The sequence below is a fragment of the Streptomyces sp. NPDC004542 genome, assembly GCF_040610035.1.
Taxonomy (GTDB): domain Bacteria; phylum Actinomycetota; class Actinomycetes; order Streptomycetales; family Streptomycetaceae; genus Streptomyces.
This window is the reverse complement of sequence record NZ_JBEXLP010000001.1, coordinates 213368-229819: the sequence shown is the minus strand read 5'-3', so window position 1 is coordinate 229819 and position 16452 is coordinate 213368. Positions and strand designations below refer to the sequence as shown.

The following is a 16452-nucleotide window of genomic DNA, read 5'->3' as shown; positions in this document are numbered from 1 at the left end:
GAAGGCGCCCGGCCGCGGGCAGGGCCGATGCAGGCGGACGACGGCGTCGAGTCGGCTTCCGTCCGCGCCGGCCCCGCCGGGGCGGGGAGCCAGAAAACGGACATGAGTACCGATCGGTAACAGGGGCTTGCGCAACCTCGGGCGGGCCGTGCGAGGATCGGCAGCACGTCCCGTCGACCCGTCAGCCGTTCCGTCGCACGGAGGATCCCCCGCTCTTGACCTGGCCAGCAGCCCTGTCCGGTGCCGCTCTGCGCGTCCCGCGCACGGCGGCCGGGCGGCGTGCGCTGCAACTGGCGCTGCTGGTCGGCGGGCTGTTCGCCTGGGGCTTCCTCTGCGGAGCGCAGGCGCATGCGGCCGAGGGGGCGACACCGGACACTTCGGGGTCGGCGGGGTCAGCGGTGTCCGCCGTGTCCGCGCTGTCGTCGGGGACCTCCACGTCCTCCAGGTCCTCCACGTCCTCCACGTCCTCTGCGACCACCTCGACCACCTCGACCACCTCGACCACCTCGACCACCTGGGATGTCGTACGGTCCGTCGGCGCGCATGTCACCCGGCCGGTCGGTGACGTCGTCGGTGCGGTGACCCGGGTCCTGGGCGAGGTACAGGCCGAGGCGCCGTCGTTGCCCACCCTGCCGGCGCTGCCCGCGGAACCCTCGCTGCCCGCGCCGCCGGTCGTCGAGGTGCCCGCGCCGCAGCGGCCGGGCGGGCAGGAGGTGCCGTCGCCCCCGGGGACCGCGTCCGTGGGACACGCGGGCGCGGCGGACCGTACCGGGGCCCGCGCGGACTCCCGTACCGAGCGCACCGAGCGCCGTACCGAGCGCCGTACGGCGGTCGCGTCCTCCGGTCCGCGCGTCGCCGCCCCGGACATCGGCGTACCGGTCACCCGGACGCACGCCGGCGGCCCGCACACCGTGGAGCGGGCCGGCGCCCCCTACCGGCCCGCGCCCGCCGGAGACCCGGACGGGGCACTCGCCGACCGGGCCGGGACCGACGGCGGCACCGCACGCCATGCCCACACGTATGCCGTCACCCCTGACCACCGGGCGCCGCTGCGCCTGACGCCCGGTGCCGCCGCGCGCGTCGACGCGCACGGGACGCGGGACAGGCAGCGGGCCATCCCCGTCTTCCCCGGCTAGGGCTCTTTCCCCCCGGCCGGGAACGGCCGTCGGGGTCCTTCGCGCAGGACCTGGGCGTCGCCGGGTCCGTGCTCCCGAGATATGTCCATGACATCGGGTACACGCGGATCACGCGGAACCCGCACCACAACAGGCACGACGGGCCCACCCACCGCGTCAGCGCGGCCCGTCCCCACCGACTCCGTGAGGCTGAACGGCCCGGACGGCCGAATGCCGTCGGCCCGTCCCTCCCGACACCTCACGGACCTGGGTGGCTGGTTCCCATTGGGGTGGGGATCAGCCACCCGTGGCCCTGAAGGGCCATCTCAGAGGCCTCACCGGGTCAACCCCAGCCCGGTGAGGTCTCGCCTCCCCGGCACGCCGTGCCAGTGAGGCCGGCATCATGTGACAGGTATCACCGCTCAGGTGTGACCCTCGATTTAGGGAGCCCCGGGGTGCGGCGATAACCTGCGAGACGGACATGCCGCGCGCTCGGACACCGTGTGCGCTTCCCTAGTGACACATGCGGACGTCACGTTGCCCTTCGCGGCACGCCCACGCATCCAACGAACCGCGAGATCACTGATAGGGACGGAAGCGCGTGGACCTGTTCGAGTACCAGGCGAGGGACCTCTTCGCCAAGCACGATGTACCGGTGCTGGCCGGTGAAGTCATCGACACGCCTGAGGCGGCGCGCGAGATCACCGAGCGGCTGGGCGGCAAGTCCGTCGTCAAGGCGCAGGTGAAGGTCGGTGGTCGCGGCAAGGCCGGTGGCGTGAAGCTGGCCGCCTCCGCGGACGAGGCCGTCGCCCGTGCGACGGACATCCTCGGCATGGACATCAAGGGCCACACGGTCCACAAGGTCATGATCGCCGAGACGGCTCCGGAGATCGTCGAGGAGTACTACGTCTCCTTCCTCCTCGACCGTGCCAACCGCACCTTCCTCTCCATCGCCTCCGTCGAGGGCGGCATGGAGATCGAGGAGGTGGCGGCCACCCGCCCGGAGGCCGTCGCCAAGACCCCGATCGACCCGATCGACGGTGTGGACGAGGCCAAGGCCCGCGAGATCGTCGAGGCCGCCAAGTTCCCGGCCGAGGTCGCGGACAAGGTCGCCAACGTCCTCGTCAAGCTGTGGGACACCTTCATCAAGTCGGACGCCCTCCTCGTCGAGGTCAACCCGCTCGCGAAGGTCGCCTCCGGTGAGGTCCTCGCCCTCGACGGCAAGGTGTCGCTCGACGACAACGCCGAGTTCCGCCACCCCGAGTACGAGGAGCTCCACGACAAGGCCGCCGCCAACCCGCTCGAGGCGGCCGCCAAGGAGAAGAACCTCAACTACGTCAAGCTCGACGGCGAGGTCGGCATCATCGGCAACGGCGCCGGTCTCGTGATGAGCACCCTGGACGTCGTCGCGTACGCCGGTGAGAAGCACGGCAACGTGAAGCCCGCCAACTTCCTGGACATCGGCGGTGGCGCCTCCGCCCAGGTCATGGCCAACGGCCTGGAGATCATCCTGGGCGACCCGGACGTCAAGTCCGTCTTCGTCAACGTCTTCGGCGGCATCACCGCCTGTGACGAGGTCGCCAACGGCATCGTCCAGGCCCTGAAGCTCCTCGAGGACCGCGGCGAGAACGTCACCAAGCCGCTCGTCGTCCGCCTCGACGGCAACAACGCCGAGCTGGGCCGGCAGATCCTCACCGACGCCGCCCACCCGCTGGTGCAGCGCGTCGACACCATGGACGGCGCGGCCGACAAGGCCGCCGAGCTGGCCCACGCCGCCAAGTAAGCACTCAGGACGAGGACACATCACACCATGGCTATCTGGCTCAACAAGGACAGCAAGGTCATCGTCCAGGGCATGACCGGCGCCACGGGCATGAAGCACACCAAGCTCATGCTCGGTGACGGCACCAACGTCGTGGGCGGCGTGAACCCGCGCAAGGCGGGTCAGACCGTGGACTTCGACGGTACCGAGGTACCCGTCTTCGGCACCGTCAAGGAAGCCGTCGAGAAGACCGGCGCCGACGTCTCCGTCATCTTCGTGCCGGAGAAGTTCACCAAGGACGCGGTCGTCGAGGCCATCGACGCCGAGATCCCGCTGGCCGTCGTGATCACCGAGGGCATCGCCGTGCACGACACGGCCGCCTTCTGGGCGTACGCCGGCAAGAAGGGCAACAAGACCCGCATCATCGGCCCCAACTGCCCCGGCATCATCACCCCGGGCCAGTCGAACGTGGGCATCATCCCGGGCGACATCACCAAGCCGGGCCGCATCGGCCTGGTCTCGAAGTCCGGCACGCTGACCTACCAGATGATGTACGAGCTGCGGGACATCGGCTTCTCCACGGCCGTCGGTATCGGTGGCGACCCGATCATCGGCACCACGCACATCGACGCCCTCGCCGCGTTCCAGGCCGACCCCGACACCGACCTGATCGTGATGATCGGTGAGATCGGCGGCGACGCCGAGGAGCGCGCGGCCGCGTTCATCAAGGACAACGTGACCAAGCCGGTCGTCGGCTACGTCGCGGGCTTCACCGCGCCCGAGGGCAAGACCATGGGTCACGCGGGCGCCATCGTCTCCGGTTCGTCGGGCACGGCCCAGGCGAAGAAGGAGGCCCTGGAGGCCGCGGGCGTCAAGGTCGGCAAGACGCCGACCGAGACGGCGAAGCTGGCCCGGGAGATCCTGGCCGGCTGAACAGTCGGCCGACCGTCGGTAGGCCCGTTCCCCGGGAGGGGGCGGGCCTACCGCCTTCTGCTCCGCGGAACCGTCTGGTCCTGCGGAGTCGCCCGGCTCTGCAGAATCGTTTCACCTCATCTGTCCCATGCGAACTTCTTGCGGCATGCGCCCCATGGCGGCAAGGGATCAGCCCGGTACCGGTGTCAGTCTCTCCGGCCCGTGCGCCGATTCCCGGCGCAGCTTGGCCCGCAGCGCCAGCTCCTTGGCCGACAGCGGGCCCAGGGCCGCTCTCGGCGGTACGCCCCGCACCGCCTGGGCCGGACCCGGGGGTTTCTCGAAGTGGGTCGGGGCGGTCCGCAGCGTGAGTGCCGTCGCGCCGACGACCGCGGCCGTGAGCGCGATCGCGGCCCGGGTCCAGCGGCGGACCCGGCGTTCGCCGGCCGTGCGCACCACCGTCGGTCGGGCGGCCCGCAGCTGATCGGCGGAGGCCAGTTCGGTCAGCCGCCGGTGCAGCAGCCGGGAGTCCGCCAGTTCCGGGATCCGCGCGGCAACCGCGTCGCGGGCGCGCGTCAGCCGACGGCCGGCCGCCGGTGTGCTCGCCTCCGTCTCCGCCGCGGTCTCCGGCAGGTCGAGGCCGACACCGTCGTACAGCAGGAGTGTGCGGCGGTGGGGCGGCGGGAGCTTCAGCAGTGCGTCCAGCAGAGCACGGTCGGCGGCGCCGGCCGGGGGCGGGTCCGGTCGGCGGAGCAGGCGGAAGCGGTGCCAGGGGGAGAGCGCGCACTCGTACGCCGTGGCCCTCACCCAGCCCGCCGGATCCCGGTCCCGGGCCACCTCCGGCCAGCGCTGCCAGGCGAGCTCGAAAGCCCGTTCCACGGCGGCGCGGGCCGCTTCGCGGCGCCCGGTGAGCAGGTACGCCTGCCGTACGAGGGCGGGGGCGCAGAACTCGTACAGCGCGTCGAAAGCCTGAGCGGGCGTCAGGGCGGCGCCCGTGTGACGGGGCGTCACCGGTCAGCCCTCCAGAGGAAAAAACACATAAACATATATTGGGCGACACTTCGATGGTTCGCCTGTTACGCACCAGAAGCGCGTGTCGTTGGGAGCATGGCGGTGTGACGCAGATGACCGCTCGCCGACCGTCGTTGTCGTTCTTGCTCACCCGGCTGCGGGACCGCTCGCCCGGACTGGCCGCGAGCCTCCTGGCCGGCGCGGTCGCGGCCGGGCTCGGCCTCGGCTGCCTGGCCGTGCTCGTCATGGTGCTGTGGGTCAGCTCCCCCTACCCCGACAGCGGCCCGGGCGGCGCGCTGCACGTGGCCGCCGCGCTGTGGCTGCTGGCCCACGGCGTCCAGCTGGTCCGCACCGAGACGCTCTCCGGTGTCCCCGCACCCGTCGGTGTCACCCCGCTGCTGCTCCTCGCGCTGCCGGTCTGGCTGCTGTACCGGGCGGCGCGGGACGCGACGGACGCGCCGGCCGACGCCGACGACCCGCCGCCGGTCGCCGCGTACACGGCGTGGACGGGCGTGGTCCTCGGCTACCTCGCGGTCGGCGTCGGCGCCGCGCTGTACGCCTCGGGCGGCGCGCTGCGGCCCGAGTGGCAGCGGGTGGCGGTGTGCCTGCCGCTCGTCGCGGTGGTCGCGGCGGGCGCGGGAGTGTGGTCGGCGTACGGCCGTCCGTGCGAGCCCCCGCCGCACGGGTCGGCGTCGCTGCCGGGGTTCCTGCGCCGCCTGGTCCTCGCGCCGGGCGGCCGGGCCGCGCTCGGGGCGTCCGTGCGGGCGGCGCTGGCCGGGACGGCGGCACTCCTCGCGGGCGGGGCGCTGCTGCTCGGCGTGTCACTGGCGGGGCACGGCACGGCAGCCCGCGCCTCCTTCCTCCAGCTGACGGAAGGCTGGACGGGACGGTTCGCCGTGCTCCTGCTCTGCCTCGTGCTGCTCCCCAACGCGGCGGTGTGGTCGGTGGCCTACGCCCTCGGTCCCGGGTTCGCGCTCGGCGCCGGGCACCTGGTCGCCCCGTCGGCCGCCCGCCCCGCGCCACTGCTGCCGCCCTTCCCGCTGCTGGCGGCGGTACCGGACGCGGGGCTCGCGATGCCGTGGGGCTGGGCCACCAGGATCGTGCCGGTGGCGGCGGGGGTGACGGTCGCCTGTTTCGCGGCGCGGGCCGGGGAACGCCGGGCGCGCTGGACCCTCGTGCGGGCCGCCGGGACGGCGCTGCTGGCGGCCGTGCTGTGCGGGGCGGTGTTCGCCGTCCTGGCGGTGCTGGCGGGCGGCCCGCTCGGAGTGGCGGCGCTGGCCCGGTTCGGGCCGGTGTGGTGGCAGGTCGGCGGTGCGGTGCCGGCCTGGCTCGGGGCGGTGGCGGTGCCGGTGTCGGTGGCGGTCAGGTGGTGGCGGGGGCGGACCGCGTGGACGGCGGCGGGAAGCGCTCCCGAGGGATCCGGGAAGACGGGGACGCCGGTGGCTCCGCGGCGGTGGGAGCAGCCTTCGAAGGGCCGGGAGGCGACACCGGCACCGGCACGCGAGTCGTCCGTCTACGACAGCGCCCTGGACGCCTACGACGTCCTGCCGGCCGAGGCACCGGCCCTGCCTGCCCGGCCGGCCTCGACTGCTCCGTCGACGCGGCCCGCTCCGGTGACTCCGTCGACTCCGGTGACTCCGTCGGTTCCGCTGATTCCGCCGGTTCCGCCCGGCTCGTCGGTTCCGCCGGGCCAGGCGGAATCAGCGGCCGCGTCCGTCCCCCCGGGCCCGGAGGCCCCGTCGGCGCAGCCCGCGTCGCCGGACGGCGAGTGACCCCCGCTCACCGCCCGCCCCGGCGCGGCCCCTCAGCCGTTGTTCCCCAGCAGCCCCCGCAGCTCCTGGGGCAGCAACTGCTTGCAGGTCTGCTTGGCCTCGTTGGTGAGGGAGTCGTGCACGCACGTGTAGTAGTCGCGGTAGACCAGCTGGGCCGTGAAGGTGGCCGCCACGAGGGCCAGGGCCAGGCAACCGGTGACCAGGCCGCTGACCGCCGCCGTGGTCTGGGGGCGGCCGCCGCCCTGCGGGGCCGGGGCGTCCGGGTCGGGCCTGCGCGGCTTGGCGCGCAGGGCGCCGATGCCCCAGTGGAGGGCGAGGGCACCGAGCAGCAGGGCCACGTACGGCCAGCTGAACAGGGCGAAGAAGAACGCCCACATGCCGCACAGCAGCGCGTAGCGGGCGCGGCGCTGGGCGGGGTCGGTGGGGTCCCAGCGCAGGTTGGGGCCGGGGCCGCCGCCCTGGCCCTCGGGGCCGCCGCCGGGCCGCTCGCCGAAACCGCCGGGGGAGCGGCCGGGCTGGCGGTCGCTCCACTGGCTGCCCCACGGGGAGTGCCCCCCGTCCCCGGAGCCCGGGGAACCCCCGGAACCCGGCGAGCCCCCGGAACCCGAAGGGTGGCGGGGCTGCCAGGGCCGGTCCGGTGAGCCCTCCGGCGGCGGGGCGAAGGGGTTGTCGTCCTGCGGCGCACCCTCCCGGCCGTCGCCGTCGGGCCGGCCCGAGGGCGCGTCGGGCGGTGAGGCGGGCCGCTCCCGCAGCAGCACGGCGCCGCGCTCCCTCCCCTGATCCGACTGCGGGGGGAACGTGAGGAGTCGCAGACTGCGGTCCGGCATCAAGTGAGCGTCTTCCCTAGATGAATACGGCAGATGAATACGGCTGTCCCACGTGGGCTTCACTGAAGGGAACGCGCCACGCGGCGGCCACGTTCCCGACGAGCTCCCCCAGACGCTACCTGCCGGCCCCGCACCCGTCCCGCGGGGGCCGTCCCGAGTGCCGGTATCGTTGCTGGCGGTCGGCCGCTTCGTAGACTTCCCCGTATCACGGGGCGCGAAGCATTCGTATGAACGGACAAGCCGCCCGTACAACCGCTTCCCCGAGAAAGGGCCCCACCGTGGCCGCCAAGCCCGTGGCCAAGCGCCTCGTCGTGCTGGTCTCCGGATCCGGCACCAATCTGCAGGCGCTCCTGGACGAGATCGACCGCGTCGGCCCCGAGGCCTACGGCGCCGAGATCGTGGCCGTCGGTGCGGACCGTGAGGGCATCGAAGGGCTCGCCCGCGCCGAACGCGCCGGGCTCCCCACCTTCGTGTGCAAGGTCAAGGACCACGCGGACCGGGCCGAGTGGGACGCGGCCCTCGCCGGGGCCGTCGCCGCGCACCGGCCCGACCTCGTCGTCTCGGCCGGGTTCATGAAGATCGTGGGCAAGGAGTTCCTCGCGCGGTTCGGCGGGCGGTTCGTGAACACCCACCCCGCCCTGCTGCCCAGTTTTCCGGGAGCCCACGGCGTGCGGGACGCGCTCGCGTACGGCGCCAAGGTCACCGGCTGCACCGTCCACTTCGTCGACGACGGCGTCGACACCGGACCGATCATCGCCCAGGGCGTGGTCGAGGTCCGGGACGAGGACGACGAGAGCGCTCTGCACGAGCGCATCAAAGAAGTCGAGCGAAGGCTGCTCGTCGAGGTCGTGGGGCGGATCGCCCGCAACGGCTATCGCATTGAGGGACGAAAGGTAGTTATCCAGTGACCGCCGAGAGCAACAAGCGGCCCCTTCGCAGGGCGCTCGTCAGCGTCTACGACAAGACCGGCCTGGAGGAACTGGCCCGCGGCCTGCACGAGGCCGGTGTCGAGCTGGTGTCCACCGGTTCCACCGCCGGCCGTATCGCCGGTGCCGGCGTCCCCGTCACCAAGGTCGAGGAACTCACCGGCTTCCCCGAGTGCCTCGACGGCAGGGTCAAGACCCTGCACCCCAGGGTCCACGCGGGCATCCTCGCCGACCTGCGCCTCGACAGCCACCGCGAGCAGCTCGCCGAGCTGGGCGTGGAGCCGTTCGACCTCGTCGTCGTCAACCTCTACCCCTTCCGCGAGACCGTCGCCTCGGGTGCCTCGCCCGACGCGTGCGTCGAGCAGATCGACATCGGCGGTCCGTCGATGGTCCGGGCCGCCGCCAAGAACCACCCCTCGGTCGCCGTGGTCACCAGCCCCGCCCGGTACGCGGACGTCCTCGCCGCGGCCGTGGACGGCGGCTTCGACCTCGCCACCCGCAAGCGGCTCGCCGCCGAGGCCTTCCAGCACACGGCCGCCTACGACGTCGCCGTCGCCTCCTGGTTCGCCTCCTCCTACGCCCCCGTCGACGCTGCGGCCGACAGCGGCTCCGCCGCGGGGCAGTTCCCCGACTTCCTCGGCGCCACCTGGGAGCGCGCGCACACCCTGCGCTACGGCGAGAACCCGCACCAGCCCGCCGCCCTGTACGTGGACGGCGGCGGCAGCGGGCTCGCGGTCGCCGAGCAGCTGCACGGCAAGGAGATGTCGTACAACAACTACACGGACACGGACGCCGCCCGCCGTGCCGCGTACGACCACACCGAGCCGTGCGTGGCGATCATCAAGCACGCCAACCCGTGCGGCATCGCGATCGGCGCCGACGTCGCCGAGGCGCACCGCAAGGCGCACGCCTGCGACCCGCTGTCCGCGTTCGGCGGGGTCATCGCCGTGAACCGGCCGGTCAGCAAGGAGATGGCCGAGCAGGTCGCGGAGATCTTCACCGAGGTCATCGTCGCGCCCGACTACGAGGAGGGCGCCCTGGAGGCGCTCACCAAGAAGAAGAACATCCGGGTGCTGCGCTGCCCCGAGGGCCCGGCGAACCCGGTCGAGGTCAAGCCCGTCGACGGCGGCGCGCTGCTCCAGGTCACCGACCGGCTCCAGGCCGACGGCGACGACCCGGCCAACTGGACGCTGGCCACCGGCGAGGCGCTCGACGCCGAGGGGCTGCGGGAGCTCGCCTTCGCCTGGAAGGCGTGCCGGGCCGTGAAGTCCAACGCCATCCTCCTCGCCAAGGACGGCGCCTCGGTCGGCGTCGGCATGGGACAGGTCAACCGGGTCGACTCCTGCAAGCTGGCCGTCGAGCGGGCGGGCGAGGAGCGGGCGCGCGGCTCCTACGCGGCGTCGGACGCCTTCTTCCCCTTCCCCGACGGGCCGGAGATCCTCATCGCCGCCGGTGTGAAGGCCATCGTCCAGCCCGGCGGTTCGGTCCGCGACGAACTGGTCGTGGAGGCCGCGCAGAAGGCGGGCGTGACGATGTACTTCACGGGCACGCGCCACTTCTTCCACTGACGCGCGCGGACGGCGGAACGGGCGGCCCGGTGCAGTACCGGGCCGCCCGTCCGTGCCTGGTGGTGCCCGGCGGTCAGCTCATGAAGCGGCTGCAGCTGCTCGCGTTCACCCACTCGTGGCCCATGATCTGGTTGTCCATGGTCATTCCGTTCGTGAACGTGTTGCGGGACAGGTTGTCCACGAAGTACTCGGAGGCCTTCAGGCAGTTGTAGGCCTGATACCCCGAGCCCACGGGGAGGTAGTAGAACTTCACGACGTCCAGGCTGCCGGTGTACCCGCTGTTCATGACGGACGACGCCTTGTTCGCGTCACCCCCCTGGAACGCCCCGGCGGAGTCGCTCCAGTCGCCGTCGTTCCCGGCAGTGCCGCCCAGCAGCGTGCCCTGGCAGTCGGAGCCGTCCCACGCCCGGACGTAGCCGTCCCGTCCCGGCCACTTGCTGTTGCAGCCGCTGGCCTGGGCGCCGGTGCCGGACGCCTGGGCCGCCGTGGCGGGCAGGCCGAGTCCCAGAGCGGTCAGGCCGGCGACGGCCGCCGCGATGGCGAACTTGCGCATGATGGTCCCCCTGGTGGTGTGTGAGTGGTGATCGGTGAGTCGTGACGGAGATGCGTCACGTCAGGCGCGCTGCGGCACGATCCGTACCGCGCGGTCGAGCGCCTGGTTCCGCAGGCGACGGTAGGTGTTCAGTTCGTCACCGTAGGTGTCGCCAAGCTTGTCGATGTACTCGCTCTCGAGCTTGCGGCCGAGGTCCTTCAGGCCGGCGTCGCGGGCGCAGCCGGCGTCGGCCACCGCGATCCGCCGCTCGGCCGCGAAGGCCTCGGCCTCCTCGGCGCGCGACAGCCCGTCCTTCGGCGTCGCGGCGGCACGGGCCTCGTCCGGGGTGCCGAACGGCCGGCCCGCGCGCCGCATGCAGCCCGCCCATGCCGTCACGGCCCGGGTGAGCCGGCGGTCCTTCAGCATCCGGGAGACGTAGAGCGGCTGGAGGTTGCTCGCCGTCGCATCGGCGCGGAACCAGGTCGCCGCGTCCCCGTAGAGCCGCTGTTCCGCCTCGGCCGCGCAGCCGCCGACGTGCTTGCGGACCGTACCGCCGCCCGGCATGCGCACCTGGAGGACGCGTGCCGACGTGCCCCCGTCCAGGGCGGTGTCGTAGGCCGCCCGCCGGCCGTCGGAGAGGCTCTTGCGGTAGGCCAGGTTCGGGTTGGCGCGGCGCGCGCGGTCCTGCTCGGCCAGGAGGCGGCTGCCGTAGCCGTACTCCCGCGCCCACGCCACGTCGTCCTGCACGTACCGCACCGGCATGCTCTCGCGCAGCGTCAGGGTGCGGTCCTCCCAGTACCTGAAGCCGTGCCGGTTCATGCACTGCCGCACCAGGCGCTGTTCGGCGTCGCTGACGCGCAGTTCCTGCTGCCACGTCAGCGGCTCGGGCCGGGCCTGGCGCGCGGCGGCAGCGGTCCGGCCGCCGGCGTCGGAGCCGTGACCGCATCCGGCCGCGACGGCCCCCGTGACCACCGCGACCGCACACAGTGAAGCGAACGCACGCTTCATGGGACGTTCCCCCCGTTCCCCCGTGGGTCCCCTGGTTCCCCGTGGGTCCCCTGCCGCGCATCCCCCTGTGCGGCACTCACATCCTGTGGCACCCGGGAGACGGGGAGTACCTCGGAACTCTCAGGGTCCCGTCCGGCCGGGAGGCGAGTAGAGCTTGAGGTAGTGGGCGACGCGGTCGGCGTAGTCGCGGTATTCGGCGGGGATCCCGTGCGCGGCGTTCACCTTCTTGTACGACGTCCGGTAGCCGAGCGCGATGAGGATCCGCTTGTCGCCGGGCAGGTCGTCGGCGAGGCGTTGTTCGATGAAGCACAGGTACCGGCCCATGGCCGGGATCGACTGGGCAGGGGTCAGCGGAGGCGTGGGGATCGCCGAGGCGGGCGTGCCGTCGTCCCGGATCCACCAGCGCAGCACGGCCGGCGTCCACCGGGCGATGCCGTACTCCTGGTTGCCGGGATCGTAGAGGTCGGGGTCGAAGTCGCTCTCGGCCTTGAGCATCGCGGCGATGAGCACGGGCGACACATCAGGCCGGGGGCAGGAGTGGGCGGCGTCCACGATGAGCCGGCGGTAGGCGACCGGGACGCCCTTGTCGGTGCGCAGTTCCGAGGCGCCGTAGGAGGCGGGGCCGCTCCCGCCGGCGCGGGGCGCGGCGTCGCCCGCCCAGGTGTCGATGCCGTAGCCCAGGGCCGCCACGACGACGGTGGCGGCAGCGGCGGCCAGCACGCGGGCGCGCCGGGAGCTCGGGCGTCGTCCGGCCGGGCGCGGTGGGGGGCCGGTGCCCGCCGCCGATGCGACTCTCCGCAGCAACGCCCGGGTGGTGATGCGCTCGTCGTGGGTACGGGTCAGGCAGTCCCGCACGATGTCCCGCCAGGCGTCCGGGAGTTCGGGCGACAGGCGCAGCTCGTCGGTGCCGTGGGCGTAGGCGGCGGCCGCGTCGCGGCGTGCGCTCGGGGTGCCGCCGGGCAACGGGAAGGAGCCGGTCAGCACGAGATGGGCCAGCACGCCGAACGCCCAGACGTCCGCCGACGGGCGGATACGGCGGCCCCGGTGGCCGACTTCCGACCAGAGCAGCTCGGGCGGGGTGTAGTCGGGGGTGGAGAAGGCCGGCGTGTAGGCGTGCGTCCCCTCCAGTTCCCCCGCCATGTTGAAGTCGGCGAGCCGCGCCGAACCGTCCGCCAGCAGCAGCACGTTGGCCGGCTTCAGGTCCCCGTGCACCCAGCCGGCGCCGTGCAACTGGGCCAGGCCCTCGCAGATCTGTGCCAGCAGGGCGGGCCCGGCGGCCGGGCGCGGTTCCCGGCCGAGCAGGAAGGCCAGCGAGGTCTGCGCCTTCTCCAGCACGAGGACCGTGGCGCCGTCGAGATCAGGCCGTGCGGCGTCGTCCACGGTGAGCGTCTGGTACATGCGGATGAGCCGGGGCTGCTTCAGCCGGCGGTGCAACGTGACCTCGCGCTCGACGAGTTCGCGCAGGTGGGCCAGGTGGCGGGGGGTGCCGGTGCCGGTGGGCAGGAACTTGAGGGCGGCCGTGCGGGGTTCGCCGTCGCCGGTGCGCCGTCCCTCGTACACACTCGCGAAGGCTCCCGTGGCGATCGGCCCGCGCACCTCCCACTCCCCGACCCGGTAGCCCCGCGGCACCGGCACGGCGTACGGCTCGGGCACGGTGTCACCCGGCCCGGCGGTGAGGCGTCAGGACGGCCAGGTCGTCCTCGCGTACCAGGTCGAAGCGGAGCGCCAACGACACCAGGGACTCCTTCTTGCCGTTGAGGCGCGGCCCCGCGTCCGGCTCCTCCGGGCCGGGTTTCAGACGCAGTTTCACGGCGAGGTAGTCGATGTTCCACTGCACCGCCGTGCGGGACGCGGCCGGCCAGGTGGCCCGCAGCCGGTCGACGACCTGGTCGACCGTGGGCAGCGGGGCGTGCAGTGCGCCCCGCAGGCGGGGTTCGCACAGGGCGGCCAGGACCGCGAAGTAGCGTTTGGTGCGGTCGACGGAGAAGGCGGGCGCGGTGGTGCCGCCGTCCGGGCCGTCCTCGGCCGTCACGTAGTCGTGGCGCGGTGCCCACACCTCGATGGGCAGGAGGTCTCCGGACGCCGGCAGCACGATCCGCGAGAACTCGAACGGAACCGGCGCCTCCAGACGGCCGGGCGCGATCTTGATGTGCTCGCCCGCGCCCTCCGGGTTCTCCACGACGTACGTCTGCTCCCGGCTGAGGTTGCTCAGGGCCCAGTAGGAGCCCTGCGCGGTGATCTCGCCGGCCCTGCGGGACACGCCGTCGTGCGCGATCGGCAGGTCGTTGCCGTGCGGTGAGCGGCCGAAGGCGAGGCGCTCGCCCGGGGCCAGGCGGATCTGGGCGCGGTGCTGCCCGTCCTCCGCGGTCGGCGGAGGTACCACGATGATGCTGAACAAGATGCATCTCCCCGTGCCCGACGACTACCCACGTCAGAGTAGGGGGACGCGGCGGGGCCGTGCCCCCCTCGTACGGGTGGGACACGGCCTCCGGCGGTTATTGGCGTGAACTGTGTGCCGTGAAGCGTGCCGCGCACTGTTCAGCGGCGTGCGCCGCCCGGCAGCGGGGCCGGCTGGATCAGTAGCGGGGCCGGTTGAACCAGACCGAGGCCGCGCTGTTGACCATCGACGCGAGGATGATCGCGGCGAACGCGAGGGAGACGACGCCGCCGAAGGTGCCCGAACCGCCCGCGCCGCGCACGATGTTGACCAGGCTGCCCAGCAGCATCAGCGACGAGTACACGATCGTCGTGATGCGGATGCCGCTGCCGCCGTTCCTGAACTTCACGCCCAGGAAGATCGACAGGCTGCCCAGTGCCAGCATCAGCAGGGCGAACCCGATCAGGACACCGGTGGCCGTGCTGGTGTCGTCACCCGAGCCGAAGCCGTTGGAGGCGTCCTGTGCGGCACCGGCCGCGATGCCGAGGAACAGGCCCACCAGGATCTGGAGGCCGGCGATGATGAACAACAGCACCCGGGCGGTCTTGATCAGGCCCGGCATCTCCATCGGGGCGCCGTAGCCGTAGCCCTGCGGGACCGGCGGGGCGGTGGGGTAGCCGTAGCCGGGCTGCACCGGGGGAGCGGACGGGTAGCCGTAGCCGGGCGGGCCCTGCGGCGGCTGCTGGGGCGGGTAACCGGGCTGCTGGCCCTGGGGCGGGCCGTAGGGGTTGTTCGGGTCGCCGAAGCTCATGGCCGGTGTTTCCTCCGTTGCTCAAGTGCGGGGACGACGAGCGGCACGGTGCGGAGGAGAGAGAGTTCTACAGATGCGGCCCGTCCCCCCGGTACTGCCCGCGGCACTGTGTACTCATCGTTCTTTAGCAGACTCTTACTTGTCCAGCCGCATTCGCGATGTGTTGTGCAAGTGCAACATCATCGATCAAGGTCGGACATGGGCGGTGGTAACCGGAACCGTCCCCTGGCACCCGAACCGGCCCCCGGCCGGCACCCGAACCGGCCCCCGGCCGGCACCCGGGCCGGAACCCGGACCGGAACCCGGATTGGAAGAGAGGGGCCGTCATCCGCGAGGATGGGACCATGACCGCCCAGATTCTCGATGGCAAGGCCACCGCAGCCGCGATCAAGTCCGATCTGACCGCCCGCGTGGCGGCGCTGAAGGAGAAGGGCGTCACGCCCGGCCTCGGCACGATCCTGGTCGGGGACGACCCCGGCAGCCAGAAGTACGTAGCCGGCAAGCACCGCGACTGCGCCCAGGTCGGCATCGCCTCCATCCAGCGCGAGCTGCCCGCCACGGCGACGCAGGAGGAGATCGAGGCGGTCGTCCGGGAACTGAACGAGGACCCGTCCTGCACCGGTTACATCGTCCAGCTGCCGCTGCCCAAGGGCATCGACGAGAACCGCGTCCTGGAGCTGATGGACCCGGCCAAGGACGCGGACGGCCTGCACCCGATGAACCTCGGCCGACTCGTCCTCAACGAGCCGGCGCCGCTGCCCTGCACCCCCAACGGCATCATCACCCTGCTGCGCCGCCACGGCGTGGAGATCAAGGGCGCCGAGGTCGTGGTCGTCGGCCGGGGTGTGACCATCGGCCGCCCGATGCCCCTGCTGCTCACCCGGCGCAGCGAGAACGCCACGGTGACCCAGTGCCACACGGGCACGCGGGACCTGGCGGCGCACCTGAAGCGGGCGGACATCATCATCGCGGCCGCCGGCGTGGGCCACCTGATCCGGCCCGAGGACGTCAAGCCGGGCGCGGCCGTCCTCGACGTCGGCGTCTCCCGCGACGCCCAGGGGAAGATCGTCGGCGATGTGCACCCCGGGGTCGCCGAGGTGGCCGGCTGGATCTCCCCCAACCCGGGCGGCGTGGGCCCGATGACCCGTGCGCAGCTGCTGGTCAACGTGGTCGAGGCGGCGGAGCGCAGTGCCGGCTGAGGACACCCACGACAGTGCGGAGCCGACCGTCCGGGACGCGATCAGCGCGCCGGACGCCGAGGGGCGGCCGAAGCGGGCCACGCGCCGCTTCCCGCTGTTCACCCGGGACACCGCGCGGCCCGAGGGCGGCGGCCGGGCCGCCTCCGGTGACGCGCCGGCCCCGGCCCGGCAGTGGCCGATGCTCGCCGTCACCGCCCTGGTCGCGCTCGGTCTGCTGCTGACCGCGTTCGACCTGTTCCGGCTGGGCACCCTGGTCGTCGGCTCGGCCCTGCTCGCGGGCGCCGCACTGCGCTGGGTCCTGCCCGGCGTCGGCATGCTCGCGGTCCGCTCCCGCTTCACCGACATAGTCACCTACGGCGTGCTCGGCCTCGCGATCGTCCTCCTGGCGATGATGGCCCAGCCCAAGCCGTGGCTGGAGATTCCCTTCCTGGGGGACACCCTGCACTTCACGCTGACCAACTAGGTCACCCGGCGACTGTTCCGGGGACGGGCCGACCGTCCGACGAGCCCTGCCGCCCGCCGCCCGCCGCCCGCCGCACGCCGCCCGCTGCCGGCGGCGTGCGGCGGGCGGCGGTGCGTGTCCGACGGCCCGTGCCCCGTGCCCCGTGTCCCCGTGCGCCCCCGGCCCGGGAACG

The 16452-nt window shown here is 73.0% G+C and carries 15 protein-coding genes; 8 read left to right on the top strand and 7 right to left on the bottom strand.

Features of this window, described 5'->3' with window-relative positions; translation table 11 throughout:
• Positions 1 to 215 precede the first annotated feature (215 nt).
• The 3 genes from ABZX30_RS01100 to sucD all read left to right on the top strand — a co-directional run bounded on the left by ABZX30_RS01100 (position 216) and on the right by sucD (position 3810).
• Entirely contained in the window at positions 216 to 1136 is a 921-nt protein-coding gene (locus ABZX30_RS01100; RefSeq protein WP_355927178.1) for a hypothetical protein, read from the top strand.
• Positions 1137 to 1716: 580 nt separating this feature from the next.
• Positions 1717 to 2898, top strand: a complete 1182-nt coding sequence (gene sucC, locus ABZX30_RS01095) for an ADP-forming succinate--CoA ligase subunit beta (protein WP_355927176.1) — start codon at positions 1717 to 1719, stop codon at positions 2896 to 2898.
• Between the two features lie 27 nt (positions 2899 to 2925).
• A complete protein-coding gene (gene sucD / locus ABZX30_RS01090) occupies positions 2926 to 3810 on the top strand; it encodes a succinate--CoA ligase subunit alpha (protein WP_355927175.1) in 885 nt (294 codons plus the stop codon).
• 168 nt (positions 3811 to 3978) lie between these two features.
• On the opposite strand, the gene ABZX30_RS01085 is transcribed toward sucD, so the two are convergent.
• A complete protein-coding gene (locus ABZX30_RS01085; RefSeq protein WP_355927172.1) occupies positions 3979 to 4797 on the bottom strand; it encodes a sigma factor-like helix-turn-helix DNA-binding protein in 819 nt (272 codons plus the stop codon).
• 113 nt (positions 4798 to 4910) lie between these two features.
• Here ABZX30_RS01085 and ABZX30_RS01080 point away from each other — a divergent pair, with 113 nt between their 5' ends.
• Positions 4911 to 6569 (top strand): DUF6350 family protein, encoded by a 1659-nt coding sequence (locus ABZX30_RS01080; RefSeq protein ID WP_355927377.1) that lies wholly within the window; start codon positions 4911 to 4913, stop codon positions 6567 to 6569.
• Positions 6570 to 6601: 32 nt separating this feature from the next.
• Here the strand turns inward: ABZX30_RS01080 and ABZX30_RS01075 are convergent, their stop codons facing one another.
• On the bottom strand, positions 6602 to 7396 hold the full coding sequence (locus ABZX30_RS01075) for a hypothetical protein (RefSeq protein ID WP_355927171.1): 795 nt from the start codon (positions 7394 to 7396) through the stop codon (positions 6602 to 6604).
• A gap of 278 nt (positions 7397 to 7674) precedes the next feature.
• Here ABZX30_RS01075 and purN point away from each other — a divergent pair, with 278 nt between their 5' ends.
• Together purN and purH are read left to right on the top strand one after the other, a co-directional pair.
• Positions 7675 to 8304, top strand: a complete 630-nt coding sequence (gene purN / locus ABZX30_RS01070; RefSeq protein WP_355927169.1) for a phosphoribosylglycinamide formyltransferase — start codon at positions 7675 to 7677, stop codon at positions 8302 to 8304.
• Positions 8301 to 9890, top strand: a complete 1590-nt coding sequence (gene purH / locus ABZX30_RS01065) for a bifunctional phosphoribosylaminoimidazolecarboxamide formyltransferase/IMP cyclohydrolase (protein ID WP_355927167.1) — start codon at positions 8301 to 8303, stop codon at positions 9888 to 9890. Before purN ends, purH begins: the two co-directional genes overlap by 4 nt.
• A 73-nt stretch (positions 9891 to 9963) precedes the next feature.
• Here purH and ABZX30_RS01060 read toward each other — a convergent pair whose 3' ends face one another.
• The 5 genes from ABZX30_RS01060 to ABZX30_RS01040 form a co-directional block, all read right to left on the bottom strand.
• Positions 9964 to 10443: a hypothetical protein gene (locus ABZX30_RS01060; RefSeq protein WP_355927164.1), complete on the bottom strand. Its 480-nt coding sequence runs from the start codon at positions 10441 to 10443 to the stop codon at positions 9964 to 9966.
• Between the two features lie 60 nt (positions 10444 to 10503).
• Entirely contained in the window at positions 10504 to 11430 is a 927-nt protein-coding gene (locus ABZX30_RS01055) for a hypothetical protein (protein WP_355927163.1), read from the bottom strand.
• Positions 11431 to 11550: 120 nt separating this feature from the next.
• Positions 11551 to 13083, bottom strand: a complete 1533-nt coding sequence (locus ABZX30_RS01050) for a protein kinase (protein ID WP_355927161.1) — start codon at positions 13081 to 13083, stop codon at positions 11551 to 11553.
• 4 nt (positions 13084 to 13087) lie between these two features.
• On the bottom strand, positions 13088 to 13828 hold the full coding sequence (locus ABZX30_RS01045; RefSeq protein ID WP_355927159.1) for an FHA domain-containing protein: 741 nt from the start codon (positions 13826 to 13828) through the stop codon (positions 13088 to 13090).
• Between the two features lie 178 nt (positions 13829 to 14006).
• Positions 14007 to 14618 carry a hypothetical protein gene (locus tag ABZX30_RS01040; protein ID WP_355927157.1) on the bottom strand — a complete coding sequence of 204 codons (612 nt, stop codon included), beginning with the start codon at positions 14616 to 14618 and terminating at the stop codon, positions 14007 to 14009.
• A 344-nt stretch (positions 14619 to 14962) separates the two neighbouring features.
• Between ABZX30_RS01040 and ABZX30_RS01035 the strand changes: the two genes are divergently transcribed.
• Positions 14963 to 15817: a bifunctional methylenetetrahydrofolate dehydrogenase/methenyltetrahydrofolate cyclohydrolase gene (locus ABZX30_RS01035; RefSeq protein WP_355927155.1), complete on the top strand. Its 855-nt coding sequence runs from the start codon at positions 14963 to 14965 to the stop codon at positions 15815 to 15817.
• Positions 15807 to 16280 (top strand): DUF3017 domain-containing protein, encoded by a 474-nt coding sequence (locus ABZX30_RS01030; RefSeq protein WP_355927153.1) that lies wholly within the window; start codon positions 15807 to 15809, stop codon positions 16278 to 16280. The genes ABZX30_RS01035 and ABZX30_RS01030 overlap by 11 nt, the downstream gene beginning before the upstream one ends.
• The last annotated feature ends 172 nt before the right edge of the window (positions 16281 to 16452 follow it).

Coding starts and splice junctions, on each gene's coding strand:
- ABZX30_RS01040 (WP_355927157.1), bottom strand. CDS start 14,618: ATGAGCTTCGGCGACCCGAACAACCCCTACGGCCCGCCCCAGGGCCAG.
- ABZX30_RS01075 (WP_355927171.1), bottom strand. CDS start 7,396: ATGCCGGACCGCAGTCTGCGACTCCTCACGTTCCCCCCGCAGTCGGAT.
- ABZX30_RS01035 (WP_355927155.1), top strand. CDS start 14,963: ATGACCGCCCAGATTCTCGATGGCAAGGCCACCGCAGCCGCGATCAAG.
- sucD (WP_355927175.1), top strand. CDS start 2,926: ATGGCTATCTGGCTCAACAAGGACAGCAAGGTCATCGTCCAGGGCATG.
- ABZX30_RS01055 (WP_355927163.1), bottom strand. CDS start 11,430: ATGAAGCGTGCGTTCGCTTCACTGTGTGCGGTCGCGGTGGTCACGGGG.
- ABZX30_RS01060 (WP_355927164.1), bottom strand. CDS start 10,443: ATGCGCAAGTTCGCCATCGCGGCGGCCGTCGCCGGCCTGACCGCTCTG.
- ABZX30_RS01080 (WP_355927377.1), top strand. CDS start 4,911: ATGACCGCTCGCCGACCGTCGTTGTCGTTCTTGCTCACCCGGCTGCGG.